Raw genomic sequence first — 14,434 nt, 5'->3', positions numbered from 1 at the left:
GAGCCCTTTTCTATTTTCAATGCATGTCGATTAAGACTAATAGACGATTCTATCCGCCAAATGGCTGACCGCTAACGCAAAGTAGTATGAACGGTTCCATTTCATCAGCACGTTGTAGTTGTTGTAAACCAAATACGTACGACCGTCTTCGTCATCAGGCATAATCAGCCACGCTTTAATATCATCGCTGAGCGCTGGAAGTGGCTTGCCATCATAACGAGTAATACCCAGCTCGTTCCACTCGCGTAAGTATTTGCCTTTCTCTGGCTGACGGCCTTCGAGGTTTTTATCTAAACCATGAGGCACTTTGACTTGGCGACCCCAAGTGTATTTATCATCCCAACCAGACTGGCTCAGATAATTCGCCGTTGAAGCAAACACATCCGACTTACTGCCCCAAATATCTTTCTTACCATCACTGTTACCATCGGCAGCAAAGGCTAAGAATGAACTTGGCATAAACTGACATTGCCCCATCGCGCCAGCCCAAGAGCCTTTCATAGCATCAGGTTTAATGTGGCCTTGCTGAAGGATTTGCAACGCTGCCATGGTCTCTTTTCGGAAGAACTCTTCACGTCGGCCTTCGTAGGCCATAGTAGATAGAGCATCAATAACACTAAAGCGCCCCATATTGGCACCGAAATTACTTTCCACACCCCACAAGGCAACAATGAAACGAGGCTGAACACCGTATTGTTCGCCAATGCGGCTCAACTCTTTGTAATGTTTTTCATACAAGGCACGAGCTTGTTTTACTTTCCAATCCGGCACAGCACTTGGAATATATTCATCCAGCGTTTTCTTTTTCTCTGGCTGATTACGGTCAGCAACAACTGCACGAGGCTTGTATTCTACGTTGGTAAAAGCAGACTGAAGAATCTGCTCTGAAATACCTTCTTCGCGGGCTTGTTGTTTCAGTCCTTCAACATACTGTTCGAAACTCAATTCGTTCGACAATACGGGCGCAGAAAGACTTAACCCCAAAACCACTGATAATAATTTTCTCAACCTAGCCTCCTTGAGTATTCTCACTCAGGATTGTTCTGAGCTTTTCTTTCTTTATGTTGTTCTAATAGATTCTCTGGTGGTGGCGGCAATTGCAAGAAGAAACCTTGTTCATCCAGCGATGCTTTGACTTTTTCCACATTTACCTGAGCTAATTGGCGTGATTCCAGATTAACCAACATCACAAATATCGGTTTACCGAATGTTTGCATCAGCGCTTCTGGGATCTGCGAGAAATCATCTCTTTTTGGAATATAGAGATAGGTGCCTTCTTTCTTAGGACTTTTGTAGATAGAACAAAGCATGATGAGCCTTTTATTGTAAATAACACGTACTAATGACGAGTTTTGTCTAGAAATGGTCAAGATTCGACAAAAATGCGACCAAATCACTTAATTAACCGCAAGATAACTTGCTGCGCATGGGCGCTGAATATAACATGACAACCCTAGTCTCAGGCAACGCCTAGCCAAGAGTTTATGAGGTCAACGTTTCAATGTCTAATACACCTGACCTAAAAGGTAGTAGTTTTACTTTGTCAGTTTTACACCTTTCTGACAATCACATCACCAACACTATAGATTTTCTCAAACAAAAAATCGCGCAAGCGCCTGCATTTTTTGCAAATGCCCCTGTTGTTATCAATATCGCTAAAGTCGACGGAGACATCGATTTTGTGCAACTGAAAAACGGTATCAGCGAGGCAAACTTAATTCCTGTTGGTATTTCCGGCTGCAAAGATAAACGCAGCCAAACGCTCGCGTCTGAAGCGGGTTTTGCCGTGATGACCGCCAGTAACAGCCCAACTAACGCGCCAGCGAAAATGGCACCAACCAAAGTGGTTCGCACCCCTATTCGCTCCGGTCAGCAAGTGTATGCCAAAGATGGCGACTTAGTGATCCTTAACCATGTCAGCGCGGGTGCTGAAGTGATTGCCGATGGTTCCATTCATATTCACGGCACTCTGCGTGGACGCGCTATCGCAGGTGCGAGCGGTCAAAAAGAAGCTCGTATTATTTGTCACGATTTACAAGCTGAGCTAGTCTCCATTGCTGGGAATTACTGGCTTAGCGATCAGATTGAAAGTGAGTTTTGGCAGCAGAAAGTCATGCTGAGTATGAATGATGACTCACTCCTGTTCGAATCTCTCGCAATTTAAGTTTTAAAGGAAATTATAAAAATGGCACGCATTATTGTCGTAACGTCGGGTAAAGGTGGTGTGGGTAAAACCACATCTAGCGCAGCGATTGCGTCAGGCTTGGCTTTAAAAGGTAAAAAGACAGCGGTTATCGATTTTGATATCGGCTTGCGTAATCTTGATTTGATTATGGGCTGTGAACGTCGCGTTGTGTATGACTTCGTCAACGTTATCAATGGTGAAGCGACGCTGAACCAAGCCCTGATCAAAGACAAACGTAACGAGAACCTGTTCATTCTTCCTGCTTCTCAAACTCGCGATAAAGATGCGTTGACCAAAGATGGTGTGCAACGCGTATTCGATGAGTTAAAAGAAATGGGCTTTGACTTCATCATTTGTGACTCTCCAGCAGGTATTGAGCAAGGTGCTTTGATGGCGCTTTACTATGCAGATGAAGCGATTGTAACGACTAATCCAGAAGTCTCTTCTGTTCGCGACTCAGACCGTATTCTTGGCATTCTTGATTCTAAGTCACTACGTGCAGAACAAGGTATGGAGCCTATTAAGCAGCACCTGCTTTTGACACGTTACAACCCAACACGTGTTAATCAAGGCGAAATGCTTAGCGTACAAGACGTTGAAGAAATTTTGCATGTGCCTCTATTGGGTGTTATTCCTGAGAGCCAAGCAGTACTGAACGCATCAAACAAAGGTGTTCCAGTTATTTTCGACGAACAGTCTGATGCTGGTCAGGCATACGATGACACCGTATCACGCCTACTTGGCGAAGAAATCGAATTCCGTTTCCTAACCGAGCCGAAGAAAGGCATCTTTAAACGACTTTTTGGGGGCTAAACAGCGACTATGTCTTTACTTGAATTTTTCAAACCACAGAAAAAAACATCCGCAAGTTTAGCGAAGGAACGTTTACAGATCATCGTGGCAGAACGTCGTAGCCAGAATGATCCTGCGCCAACCTATTTGCCACAGCTGAAAGAAGACATTCTTCAAGTGATTGCAAAATACGTGGCAATAGACCCGTCAATGGTCGAGCTCTCTTTCGAACATAAAGATGATGATATTTCAGTGCTAGAGCTGAACGTTAAGCTTCCAGACGACGAAAAATAATTCGCGATTATCATAAAAAAACAGCCGACACTTCACTGTCGGCTGTTTCATTTCTATTCGCAAAAGCGCTACACGCTTAATTCACCAGCTTATCTAAACGTTCGCCAAGAATAGGAAGACGCCATCCACTCATCACATCAGGAAGATGCTCTGGATCACGCTCGTTATTCCAGACCCAACTTAATAGTTGATTCAGCTGTTTTTTCGATGCCAAGAATTCCGTTGCAAGACCTGTTGATTGAGACACCGCCTTCACTTCATCTTTGAGCTTCTTAAACAGTTGCTTATAACCTGGATAATCCATCAGAGGGACGATCTTCTCTGGATAGTAATTTTCCGGAGTTTGCATTGCATCTTTCACGATTTGAATCAGCTTAGTGCTATGACGACGAACAGCGTGTGGATCTACACCCTCTTCGATCATACGTTTAGAACTGCGCAGTGCCAGACGAGCAATAGTCAGCAACTCGTTTTCACGCACCACAAAATTCAAGGCTAAATCGCGTTTCACCGCTTCCTGATAACGCCACGTTGCCAGCGGTTTTAAGATTGCTAGCTCTTTAGGGCTAAGCTGCCATGCGCCTTTGATCTCTAAATACACATTATCAGGATTGACTGACTTAATGCGCTTCTCTACCAGCAATTCAGATTCCTGCTGCGCGGCATCCCACCAGCCAGCTTGAGTCACTTTCTCTAGCAGTTGCTCATACATTGGCTGTAAATAGAAAACATCCGCTGCGGCGTAATTAAGCTGCTTTTGTGATAAAGGACGAGCCAGCCAGTCAGTGCGAGATTCACTTTTATCTAGCTCAACATCCAGCAGATCCTTCACCAAAGAAGCAAAGCCTGTTGAAAGGCCGTAACCGAGAAAAGCGGCCATCACTTGGGTATCGACCATTGGAAATGGTACACAACCGAAGGCATTCTGAAATACTTCCAAATCTTCACCACAGGCATGGAGCACTTTCAGAACGGAAGTATCTTTGAGTAATTCGGTAAATGGCGACATATCGTCCATTGTAAGCGGATCAATCAAGGATAGACTTTCTCCGTCAAACAGTTGGATAAGCCCTAACTGCGGGAAAAAGGTACGGGTACGAACAAATTCGGTATCGAGCATAACGACATCGGCGTCTCGTGCTAATAAGCACACACGCTCTAGTTCGTTAAACTGGGTAATAATCTGATAATTCACAAATGGCTCACTATGAGTTTCCCTTTTCGGCATCAGCATGATTTCCATGGGAACAAAAATGCCGACGGTTTAGGTCGGCATTGTAACATCATTAAATATAAGGTTACGCACTTTTAGCTAAAGCTGAGTCGTTCTCTTCACGCAATACTCGACGCAGAATCTTACCAACGTTAGTTTTTGGTAGTTCATCTCTGAACTCAACTAACTTAGGTACTTTGTAGCCTGTTAAGTATTCACGACAGTGCTCAATGACATCTTCTTTGGTTAAGCTTGGGTCACGTTTAACCACGAAAATCTTCACTACTTCACCTGAAATTTCATGAGCCTGACCAATCGCGGCCACTTCAAGAACTTTTCCATGCAAAGCAACCACATCTTCAATTTCATTCGGATAAACGTTAAAGCCTGAAACCAGAATCATGTCTTTCTTACGGTCAACAATATGCAGTAAGTAATTTTCGTCAAATCTTACGATGTCACCTGTAGATAACCAGCCATCTTCATCCAACACTTCTTTGGTTGCTTCAGGACGTTGCCAGTAACCTTGCATGACCTGCGGGCCACGTACTTGCAGCTCACCCACTTGATCATTTGGCAATACGTTACCTTCATCATCAACAATACGAACTTCCGTTGAAGGTACAGGTAAACCAATCGCACCTGTGTATTCAGTGAGGTTATGAGGGTTGCCAGTAACCAATGGGGCACATTCTGTTAAACCGTAACCTTCGAGCAAATGGATGCCGGTGATCTTTTTCCACTTTTCAGCGACAGCGCGCTGTACAGCCATACCGCCACCAACAGACAATTTCAGATTGCTGAAATCCAACTCATGGAAATCTTCATTGTTCACCAACGCATTAAACAGGGTGTTTACCCCGGTAATAGCGGTCGCAGATGTTCTTTGTAGCTCTTTCACGAACCCCGGAATGTCTCTCGGGTTGGTAATGAGCAAGTTGTTGCCACCCATCTCAATAAACAGCAGGCAGTTCACGGTTAACGCGAATACGTGGTAAAGCGGCAGCGCCGTCACCACTAATTCACGCCCTTCACGCAATACCGCACCGTAGGCACCTTTTGCCTGCAATACATTGGCAATCATATTTCTGTGCGTCAGTACTGCACCTTTCGCTACACCCGTAGTACCACCGGTATATTGAAGGAAAGCAATATCATCACCCGCCATAAAAGGTTTCACATACTGTTGACGGCGACCTTTATGCAGTGCCTTACGCATAGAAATTGCACCAGGAAGATGATACTTCGGTACCATTCCTTTTACGTACTTAACTACGAAATCAACCACAGTACCTTTTGCACGTGGCAGCATCTGACCAAGACTGGTCAGAACCACATGTTTAACTTGTGTATTCGCAACGATTTTTTCTAGCGTGCTGGCAAAGTTAGAAACAATAACGATCGCTCGTGCGTCTGCATCATTTAGCTGATGTTCTAGTTCGCGAGGAGTGTAAAGAGGGTTCACATTAACTGCGATAAGGCCCGCACGCAAAATACCGAACAACGCAACCGGATATTGCAAAAGGTTTGGCATCATTAGCGCTACGCGATCGCCTTTCTTCAATTTCAAATCGTTTTGCAAATACGCAGCAAATGCTCGGCTACGCTCTTCCAATTTGCGATAAGTCATAACCGTGCCCATGTTAATGAAAGCAGGTTGATCAGCAAATCGATTGACCGATTGTTCGAACATTTCCACCAATGATGGATATAGATCTGGATTTATGGTCTCTGGTACTTCACTTGGGTAACGTGAAAGCCAAGGTTTATCCACAGTAATACTCCTCGTTATTGGCTGGCAATTTGTCGTCAATGACCTTCTCATGGTGGATTGACTTTATGTCGTGCCATTATTTTTATGGCGCTTATTACAGCACAGCCTCGGTGCTTGAGCACGAAAAGGCTCAAACACTTGTTTAAATTTTGTTAACTACGCCAAAAATTAGTTCTGCAACCTGCTCTGGTTGTTCTAAATGGCAATGATGACCACCAGAAACAGTGAACGTCTCAGGGCAACTTTGCTCCGAAATGTTGCGATGTTGCTTTAAACTTTGAAAACCATGCTCACCGAGGATTAATCGATGAGGGCATTGAATCGCATTGATAATTTCAGCCGCATGTTGCGGTGACATCCGATATAAAGATTCACTTTTTAACTTAACGTCATGGCGCCAGTGCCATTTACCATCGACCTGTTTGATACCCCGTTCGACAATGGGAGCAATCAACTCAGGATTAATATGGTTAGCCATCGAGCGACGCTCTATCGCTTGTGATATATCGTCATAGCCACGTTGTGGCTTCTTGCGTAAACGCTGACGGCTCATCACTCCCTGACGCATTCTTTCAACGCTTTCGGAAGCAGATTCAGCCAAAGGTGCATAGCCTTCAATCTGAATTAATCCATCCACGTGTTCAGGAAAGGCGGCACTATAGCAACTTGCAACCAAAGCACCAAGAGAATGACCTACGATCACCAGCTTGTTTGCTGAGAAATTAAGCGATAACTGACAAAAATCATCGATATAGTCGTGAAAAGGGTAAAAATTGCTGCCATTTTTATGCTCAGACAAGCCATGCCCCGGTAAATCGATTGCGCAAAGGTGTAACTGAGGCGCAACCTCAGCCAGCTCTTGCATGACCGAGAAAAAGCTCGCAGCGTTGTCTAGCCAGCCATGAATAAAAACGACCGATACTTCGGCCGTTTTTGCATCTCCAAATTCCACTGCGGCTATCCTGCCGCTATGGATTGAGTATTGAGTCTGTTTGAACATCATTTTACTTCTTGTATTACTCTGCCTTCACGATACATGTCATCTCTGTCACGACAGAAATAACTTAAGCAGTGGTGATATAAATAAGGGCCGCTGTCTTGCATGATGATGCGCTCTTCGACTCGCCACAAGTGGTAACCCTTGACTGTCATCACAGGGTACTGATGTTCGAAATCACCCACTTTGCCTGTTTCAGGTTCAGCCGTATTGCCGAGTAGCGTCACTAATCGACCTTCTGCGAAAGTGACCGGATCTAAGAACTCATTCACGTAACCGACGAAACGTCCCTGAGGCTCAACCTTAACGCTTGGCCTGCCAACACTATCAACTGGCACATTAACCACTTCAATACGGGTCTTGTCTTTGAGGTTGGTAATATGGGCGATAACACCGCCTAATCGGACTTCACTACCTTGCGCAGTGCCGGATTCCACCCATGTTTTGTAATCAGAAATAACCGTTTCTTCTGAGGAAGCGTTCAGTTCGGTTGGTAATGAGGTACAGGCGGAAATAACAAAGACAGCAGACAAGGCGAATAAGTGGCGTAAAGTGAATGGTTTCATGATGGCCTCTCAGGCTAGGCTTTAAGATGCAAATGGTTCAAATATAAATATCGACCCCTAACAGCTGGGCTAGTTCCTCTCTTTTAGCACGATTCATCACATCCATATAAGCTTCCATGGCTTTTCTGGAGCGGCCTTCTGGTAAATCGTACTCAACTTGAGCTCGATGGATTTCAGATTCATCAACGGGACGAATAGAGTGCGAGACGGCTTCAGCCACTTTCGTCGCTCTGGTCGCAACTTCAGTACCCTTTTTGACCCCGTTGTTTTTCTTTGCCTTGGATGTTCGGTTGGTATTCGAGACATTGCCGGGCAATCCATTAATTGAAACCATAAAGCTCCTACAGTAAGTGGGGTAAGGTTCTGATCCTTACCCTTGCAAGTGACTTGTTCTCAACTCAAAGCTTATCCGCGACCTTACGCTTACTCACGTCCCGGTAGCTTTTTCCATGCCACTGTGTCACGTAAATACACTGGGCTAGAGTCTTCTACTGCTGTTGTATTGCCTTTTGCCCATTCAAACTGAGCAAGATAAACAATGTCTTGCGAATCTGGATAAAGTATTTCACTCTCGGTCAAATTCAGTGGCAGCGCTGCCAAATCATCAGCGTATGCTTGCCAACCGGTTCCTACTTTCGCCCAACTATTCTCATCTTTCTGGACTTGCTCAGCAGTTTCGATTTGTTGAACAAGCACAGCCGGTGGAATCACGCATTCCGCGTCGATTTCATTCCAACTGCCATCTTCTTGACGCTCAAAACGGCCCCAATAAACTTCACTCATTCGTGCATCGATCGCGCTCGCAACGTGAGTCACACCGTGTTGACGGTACGCACCTTGCGCCATTGTCGCCAACGTAGATACGCCAATCATGGGTAAATCCGCACCGAATGCTAAACCCTGTGCAATTCCGATACCAATTCGAACGCCTGTAAAGCTACCCGGACCACGCCCGAAAGCGAGCGCGTCTAAATCACTCAGCGCTAAGCCCGCTTCTTTTAGAACCTCATCCACCATTGGCAGAATTTTTTTTGTATGGTCGCGAGGTGCAAACTCACTGCGGGAATACACTTTTTCACCAACCATTAAGGCGACTGAACACTGCTCTGTCGCTGTGTCTAAGGCAAGAATTTTTGCGCTCATGAATATCTCTAAATTGTTTCTGTTTCTGATAATTGTGCAAGAAAGCTTTTAACCATATCCAAATCTCGCGTACGCGGGATAGGAGGCAAACTGGCAAGGAATATTCCGCCATAGTCTCGGGTCACTAATCGATTATCACAAATGATCAGTGCTCCTTTGTCTTTCTTGTCTCGAATAAGTCGTCCAACACCCTGCTTTAAGGTAATCACCGCATCTGGCAACTGGACCTGAGCAAACGGGTCTCCGCCTCGCAAACGGCAATCTTCAATACGCGCTTTTAACAGCGGGTCATCTGGAGCGGTAAACGGAAGTTTGTCGATGATAACACAGCTTAATGTGTCACCTCTAACATCAATCCCTTCCCAGAAAGCACCGGTTGCCACCAGCAAGGCGTTGCCTAACTCCATAAACTCAGCCAGTGTTTTTTGCTTGCTGGTTTCACCCTGCATTAATACCGGTAAGGTCAGCGTTTCTCTGAATTTCTCGCCCAGTTCGCGCATCATGCTGTGTGAAGTGCACAAAAAGAAGCAGCGCCCTTGGTTTTGTTCAATGACCGGAGAAAGCATGCGTACCAGTTTGTCAGCAAGCCCCGGACTGTTTGGCTCTGGCAGATACCTTGGAACACACAACTTTGCTTGATTTTGATAATCAAAAGGACTCGGCAACGAGAACTGTTCACCGGGCTGCAATCCTAAACGATGGGTAAAGTGGCCGAAGTCGTCATTCACTGCCAACGTGGCTGAGGTAAAAATCCACGCCCCTTGCTTCATTTCTATCTGTTCGTGGAACTTATCGGCAACGGAAAGCGGCGTAATATGCAAACTAAAATGACGTGGCGTGGTATCAAACCAATACGAGTACCCCGTAATGGAAACATCACATACCCTTTCAATTCGGCCTTTAATCAGATTGGCGCGCTCAAAGGCCGCATCCAATAACTGGCTGCGCCCTAAAGCAATTTTGAGTACTTCTATCGCAAAGTTGAGGCTGTCTTTAACACGTTCAATTTCACGAGCAATAGAAGGCGAAGCCATCGCTTCTCTCCAGTTACCTCTGTGCCCAGAATCGCCAAGCACAATGCGTAAATCAGCCGCAGACTGAACCAGCTTATCGCCTACTTTTTGCAGTTGGCGCATATCCTTAGCTTCTGTGCGATAAGCAATTTCAATGTCTTTGGCGAGATCTTGGATTTGTCGGCTCGATACCGACTGACCAAAATATTGGCTGGCAATATCAGGCAACTGATGTGCCTCATCGAAGATAAACACTTCCGCTTCTGGTATCAGTTCACCAAATCCCGTTTCTTTAATCGCTAAATCGGCTAAGAACAGGTGATGGTTAACCACCACGATATCGGCATCCATCGCTTTGCGTCTTGCTTTATTGACGAAGCAATCGGTATAGCTCGGGCATTCTTTACCCAAACAGTTGTCATTGGTGGAAGTAATGGTGGGAATGATCATGCTGTCTTCAGGCAGTGCATCGCACTCACCTAAATCGCCGCTTCTGGTCTCTGATGACCATGACCTCACCTTCACCAGCTGTGTGAGCAGTTGCGGGTCAGCAGAGTCATTGGTGTGACTTTCAATCATTTGTCTGCTCAGGCGGTCTAGACACAAATAGTTAGCACGACCTTTGAGCAATGCGACATTGCCGTGAAAGCCGAGAGCATCAACCATTAAGGGAAGATCACGATGAAACAGCTGCTCTTGCAGGTTTTTAGAACCCGTGCTGATGATGGTTTTCTTTCCGCTTAATAGCGCAGGCACGAGATAAGCGAAGGTTTTGCCGGTTCCTGTTCCAGCTTCCACGACCAACTGCGATTCGCCAACAATTGCTTTTGCAACTGCCTGAGCCATCTCGATTTGAGCTTGTCGAGGCTGGAAGCCCGGAATGGCTTTGCCTAATGCGCCTTGTTGAGAAAAGGTTTTTTGGATCATCCACGTCAAAAAAATAATAACTTTGGCGCGATTATGGCAGGTTTTTAGGTCGGGAGCGAATGCAGTTAAACCCCGATCTTTGAGAAGGAGTTGGTAGGCACTTACATTCAAAACAGATTGTGTCAGGTACGAAACTAAGCCGTACCTGACATAGCGGAACTATTTCCTATTTAAATAGCGATTTAACCACTTAGAACCCACTTCGAGTGAGGTTAGCTCAACTTGAGGCATCATTGCCTTCGCCGCCTCTTCCGGTGACGCTTTGCTCTCCCACATAAACTCTAATATGTCGTCATCAACACTGTGATCACCCATCAATGAAATAACACGTTCAACGTACAATTTACGTGCAAGTAATTCTTTGTCCATAAACACCACCTTCGCAAAACAAGTACCAACAGAGGAGACGCTTTCAATAGCCGAGGATTCACTGAGCCTAGTTATATTAGTTGAAACCATTAGGAGAATAGATTAATTATAGAAGCCAAATTCGGAATTGGTTTGCCGTTCAAGCCAATCTATTTCTTCTAAGAATGAAAAATTTGCACGCCCGGAAGTCGTATTTAATGGAAAAGAAAACTCTCCTAACGCATTGCAGTGATGCACCAGGACTTATCTCAAAAATCACCAACATCTGTTACAAACATCAGCTAAACATCATTCATAACAATGAGTTCGTTGACAATACCAGTGGTCACTTCTTCATGCGTACCGAGCTTGAAGGCTACTTCAATGACCACACTCTATTGGCAGACTTAGACCAAGCTTTACCTCAAGGTGCAAAGCGCAAATTGGTCGGTTCATCACGTAAGCGTATTGTGATACTGGTCACCAAAGAAGCGCATTGCTTGGGTGATATTTTGATGAAAAACTACGATGGCAGCTTAGATGTAGATATCGCAGCTGTGGTGGGTAATTACGACAAACTGCAAACCTTAACAGAGAGATTCGACATCCCTTATCACTGTGTGTCTCACGAAGGTCTTAACCGTCAAGAGCATGAAAAGGAGATGTTGGAAGTGATCGAACAATATCAACCGGACTATATTGTTCTTGCTAAATACATGCGTGTTCTAACTCCGGGATTTGTTGAGAAATTTCACCATAAAATCATTAACATTCACCACAGTTTCTTACCTGCGTTTATTGGTGCGAAACCTTACCAGCAAGCTTATGAGCGTGGTGTGAAGATCATTGGTGCAACGGCTCACTTTGTGACCAACGATTTGGATGAAGGTCCAATCATCAAGCAAGATGTCATTCCTGTGGATCATACTTTCAGTGCGCAAGATATGGCTCAGGCAGGACGTGATGTAGAGAAGAACGTTCTAAGCAAAGCTCTGAACAAAGTGATCAATGACCACGTGTTCGTCTACGGCAACAAGACTGTGATTCTTTAAGTTTATGAGAATAAAAAATGGCGCTGAATCAGCGCCATTTTCTTTAGTGATAACCAGCGATTAAATAGACACCGCCAGTTTCACTCCTTGGCGAATCGCACGTACCGCGTCCAGTTCTCCCGCAAGTTCAGCACCACCAATGACATGGAGCTTACCGGACAATTCAGGCCATTTATCTTCAAATGGTCGAACAGAAACCTGCCCTGCACAAATAATCACTTTATCTACATCCAGAATCTTTGATTCACCATCGACACCGATATGAAAACCTTGGCTATCAATACCTTGATATTGAACGCCACCAATCATATGTACACCGCGCTTCTCTAAGGTCCGTTTATGAACCCAGCCTGTTGTTTTGCCCGGCCCTTTACCGACGCTGCCTTTGCGGCGTTGCAGTAACCACACCTCAGTTTCGCTGCGTGAATCTGGATAAGGATACAAACCTCCAGGGTAAGCAATCTCTTTGTCTATGCCCCATTCATGTAACCAGTCATCCAAATCATGGTCAGACGGCTCAGTAATCATGCTTGCAACATCGACACCAATACCACCAGCGCCGACGATAGCGACTTTATTGCCTACCGGTGTCTTTTCGCGAATCAGCGTTTGGTAATCCACCACTTTTTCGCTGTTTTCCAAGCCAGCAATGTCGACTTTACGCGGTTCAACACCCGATGCCATTACCACTTCGTCATACTCCGACAGCATAGAGAAATCAGCTTCGGTTCTTAAATGCAAACGCACGCCTGTTTCATCAATACGGTTGGCGAAGTAACGAATCGTCTCACGAAACTCTTCTTTGCCCGGGATCTGCATCGCTAATCTGAACTGACCGCCAATGCGATCGTTTCTTTCAAACAGGTCAACATCATGCCCACGCTCAGCCAACGTCGTTGCACAAGCCAGCCCCGCTGGACCTGCACCAATCACCGCCACAGTCTTCTTAACGCTTGCAGGTTGAACCACAATCTCTGTTTCGTAACAGGCGCGCGGGTTAACCATGCACGATGCACGTTTACCTTTAAACACGTTATCCAGACAGGCTTGGTTGCAGCCAATACAAGTATTGATAAACGCTGCTCGACCTTGCTCTGCCTTATTGACAAATTCTGGGTCTGCCAAGAATGGACGAGCCATCGAAACCATATCCGCTTTGCCTGAAGAGATAATGCTCTCCGCTTCTTCCGGAGTATTGATACGGTTACAGGTAATCACTGGAATCGACAAATGAGGTTTGATCTTCTCCGTTACCCAACTGAATGCTGCGCGAGGAACTTGCGTCACTATGGTTGGGATCCGAGCTTCATGCCAGCCAATCCCCGTATTGATGATTGTCACGCCTGCCTTTTCGAGCTCTTTAGCCAGCATCAACACTTCTTCAAATGTACTGCCTTGCTCAACCAAATCCAGCATCGACAAGCGGAAGATGATGATGAACTCTTCACCCACCGCTTCACGAATGGCTCTCACCACTTCAAGCGGGAAACGGATTCGATTGAGATAACTACCACCCCAGTCGTCATAACGCATATTCGTGCGTTTACAAATAAACTGGTTTAGCAAGTAGCCTTCAGACCCCATCACTTCAACGCCGTCGTACCCTGCGAGTTGAGCCAACTCAGCACTATTGGCAAAGGCTTGAATGGTTTTTCGGATCTGACGCGGAGTCATTTCGCTAGGAACAAACTTACTGATTGGAGATTTAATCGCAGATGCGCTCTGTGAGAAAGGATGCATGGCATAACGGCCAGCATGAAGAAGTTGCAGCGCAATTTTACTACCATGTTGATGTACCGCCTCAGTCACCACTTTATGCGCTTTAGCATGTTTCACACTACTAAACTCGGCACCAAAAGGATGTAAGCGTCCGCGAAGATTTGGCGAGTATCCACCCGTAACAATCAGGCCTACACCACCTTTTGCTCGTTCTTCATAAAATGCGGCAAGCTTATGTAAACCTTCTTTTTCGTCTTCTAAACCAGTGTGCATTGAACCCATCAAAACTCGGTTTTTTAACTGAGTAAATCCTAAATCCAATGGCTGTAGCAGATTTGGGTACATGGAGAGTTAACCTTTATCGTTATTGTTTTCCGACCACACTATTCCTCACTCACACAAAAATCAAAC

General features: G+C 45.4%; 15 protein-coding genes. 4 read left to right on the top strand and 11 right to left on the bottom strand.

The genetic code is table 11. The features are described 5' to 3' along the window. Positions 1-36 precede the first annotated feature (36 nt). Together AAGA51_RS04665 and AAGA51_RS04660 are read right to left on the bottom strand one after the other, a co-directional pair. Positions 37-1,008 carry a lytic murein transglycosylase gene (locus AAGA51_RS04665; protein ID WP_042486063.1) on the bottom strand — a complete coding sequence of 324 codons (972 nt, stop codon included), beginning with the start codon at positions 1,006-1,008 and terminating at the stop codon, positions 37-39. A 20-nt stretch (positions 1,009-1,028) separates the two neighbouring features. Further along, positions 1,029-1,310 (bottom strand): YcgL domain-containing protein, encoded by a 282-nt coding sequence (locus AAGA51_RS04660; RefSeq protein ID WP_042486066.1) that lies wholly within the window; start codon positions 1,308-1,310, stop codon positions 1,029-1,031. 191 nt (positions 1,311-1,501) lie between these two features. Between AAGA51_RS04660 and minC the strand changes: the two genes are divergently transcribed. Genes minC through minE form a run of 3 tightly spaced genes read left to right on the top strand, consistent with a single transcriptional unit; the run spans position 1,502 to position 3,271 of the window. Then, on the top strand, positions 1,502-2,164 hold the full coding sequence (gene minC, locus AAGA51_RS04655; protein WP_042486069.1) for a septum site-determining protein MinC: 663 nt from the start codon (positions 1,502-1,504) through the stop codon (positions 2,162-2,164). 21 nt (positions 2,165-2,185) lie between these two features. Continuing rightward, positions 2,186-2,998 carry a septum site-determining protein MinD gene (gene minD / locus AAGA51_RS04650; RefSeq protein WP_042486072.1) on the top strand — a complete coding sequence of 271 codons (813 nt, stop codon included), beginning with the start codon at positions 2,186-2,188 and terminating at the stop codon, positions 2,996-2,998. Between the two features lie 9 nt (positions 2,999-3,007). Continuing rightward, positions 3,008-3,271, top strand: a complete 264-nt coding sequence (gene minE, locus AAGA51_RS04645) for a cell division topological specificity factor MinE (protein ID WP_042486075.1) — start codon at positions 3,008-3,010, stop codon at positions 3,269-3,271. A 76-nt stretch (positions 3,272-3,347) separates the two neighbouring features. Here the strand turns inward: minE and rnd are convergent, their stop codons facing one another. The 8 genes from rnd to AAGA51_RS04605 form a co-directional block, all read right to left on the bottom strand. Next, positions 3,348-4,466 (bottom strand): ribonuclease D, encoded by a 1,119-nt coding sequence (rnd, locus tag AAGA51_RS04640; RefSeq protein ID WP_042486249.1) that lies wholly within the window; start codon positions 4,464-4,466, stop codon positions 3,348-3,350. Between the two features lie 103 nt (positions 4,467-4,569). After that, positions 4,570-6,258 (bottom strand): long-chain-fatty-acid--CoA ligase FadD, encoded by a 1,689-nt coding sequence (gene fadD / locus AAGA51_RS04635; protein WP_042486077.1) that lies wholly within the window; start codon positions 6,256-6,258, stop codon positions 4,570-4,572. Between the two features lie 142 nt (positions 6,259-6,400). Continuing rightward, the gene (locus AAGA51_RS04630) at positions 6,401-7,261 is read right to left on the bottom strand and encodes an alpha/beta fold hydrolase (protein WP_156102046.1); all 861 of its coding nucleotides are present in this window, start codon (positions 7,259-7,261) and stop codon (positions 6,401-6,403) included. Further along, the gene (locus AAGA51_RS04625; protein ID WP_042486079.1) at positions 7,258-7,821 is read right to left on the bottom strand and encodes a Slp family lipoprotein; all 564 of its coding nucleotides are present in this window, start codon (positions 7,819-7,821) and stop codon (positions 7,258-7,260) included. The genes AAGA51_RS04630 and AAGA51_RS04625 overlap by 4 nt, the downstream gene beginning before the upstream one ends. A 37-nt stretch (positions 7,822-7,858) precedes the next feature. Next, positions 7,859-8,155 carry a hypothetical protein gene (locus AAGA51_RS04620; RefSeq protein WP_042486082.1) on the bottom strand — a complete coding sequence of 99 codons (297 nt, stop codon included), beginning with the start codon at positions 8,153-8,155 and terminating at the stop codon, positions 7,859-7,861. Positions 8,156-8,244: 89 nt separating this feature from the next. Beyond that, positions 8,245-8,964 carry a tRNA (adenosine(37)-N6)-threonylcarbamoyltransferase complex dimerization subunit type 1 TsaB gene (tsaB, locus tag AAGA51_RS04615; RefSeq protein WP_042486084.1) on the bottom strand — a complete coding sequence of 240 codons (720 nt, stop codon included), beginning with the start codon at positions 8,962-8,964 and terminating at the stop codon, positions 8,245-8,247. Positions 8,965-8,972: 8 nt separating this feature from the next. After that, a complete protein-coding gene (locus AAGA51_RS04610) occupies positions 8,973-10,904 on the bottom strand; it encodes an ATP-dependent DNA helicase (RefSeq protein ID WP_042486087.1) in 1,932 nt (643 codons plus the stop codon). Positions 10,905-11,063: 159 nt separating this feature from the next. Then, entirely contained in the window at positions 11,064-11,273 is a 210-nt protein-coding gene (locus tag AAGA51_RS04605) for a hypothetical protein (RefSeq protein ID WP_042486091.1), read from the bottom strand. Between the two features lie 197 nt (positions 11,274-11,470). Between AAGA51_RS04605 and purU the strand changes: the two genes are divergently transcribed. Further along, a complete protein-coding gene (gene purU, locus AAGA51_RS04600) occupies positions 11,471-12,304 on the top strand; it encodes a formyltetrahydrofolate deformylase (RefSeq protein WP_042486094.1) in 834 nt (277 codons plus the stop codon). Between the two features lie 60 nt (positions 12,305-12,364). On the opposite strand, the gene AAGA51_RS04595 is transcribed toward purU, so the two are convergent. Beyond that, positions 12,365-14,368 (bottom strand): NADPH-dependent 2,4-dienoyl-CoA reductase, encoded by a 2,004-nt coding sequence (locus tag AAGA51_RS04595; RefSeq protein ID WP_042486099.1) that lies wholly within the window; start codon positions 14,366-14,368, stop codon positions 12,365-12,367. Positions 14,369-14,434 lie beyond the last annotated feature (66 nt).

Origin of the sequence: Vibrio diazotrophicus, assembly GCF_038452265.1 — a bacterium.
GTDB classification, from domain to species: Bacteria; Pseudomonadota; Gammaproteobacteria; order Enterobacterales; family Vibrionaceae; genus Vibrio; species Vibrio diazotrophicus.
This window is presented reverse-complemented; position numbering and strand designations above follow the sequence as displayed.

Coding starts and splice junctions, on each gene's coding strand:
- AAGA51_RS04630 (WP_156102046.1), bottom strand. CDS start 7,261: ATGATGTTCAAACAGACTCAATACTCAATCCATAGCGGCAGGATAGCC.
- AAGA51_RS04605 (WP_042486091.1), bottom strand. CDS start 11,273: ATGGACAAAGAATTACTTGCACGTAAATTGTACGTTGAACGTGTTATT.
- AAGA51_RS04620 (WP_042486082.1), bottom strand. CDS start 8,155: ATGGTTTCAATTAATGGATTGCCCGGCAATGTCTCGAATACCAACCGA.
- tsaB (WP_042486084.1), bottom strand. CDS start 8,964: ATGAGCGCAAAAATTCTTGCCTTAGACACAGCGACAGAGCAGTGTTCA.
- minE (WP_042486075.1), top strand. CDS start 3,008: ATGTCTTTACTTGAATTTTTCAAACCACAGAAAAAAACATCCGCAAGT.
- purU (WP_042486094.1), top strand. CDS start 11,471: ATGGAAAAGAAAACTCTCCTAACGCATTGCAGTGATGCACCAGGACTT.
- AAGA51_RS04595 (WP_042486099.1), bottom strand. CDS start 14,368: ATGTACCCAAATCTGCTACAGCCATTGGATTTAGGATTTACTCAGTTA.
- minC (WP_042486069.1), top strand. CDS start 1,502: ATGTCTAATACACCTGACCTAAAAGGTAGTAGTTTTACTTTGTCAGTT.
- AAGA51_RS04660 (WP_042486066.1), bottom strand. CDS start 1,310: ATGCTTTGTTCTATCTACAAAAGTCCTAAGAAAGAAGGCACCTATCTC.
- minD (WP_042486072.1), top strand. CDS start 2,186: ATGGCACGCATTATTGTCGTAACGTCGGGTAAAGGTGGTGTGGGTAAA.
- AAGA51_RS04610 (WP_042486087.1), bottom strand. CDS start 10,904: ATGATCCAAAAAACCTTTTCTCAACAAGGCGCATTAGGCAAAGCCATT.
- AAGA51_RS04625 (WP_042486079.1), bottom strand. CDS start 7,821: ATGAAACCATTCACTTTACGCCACTTATTCGCCTTGTCTGCTGTCTTT.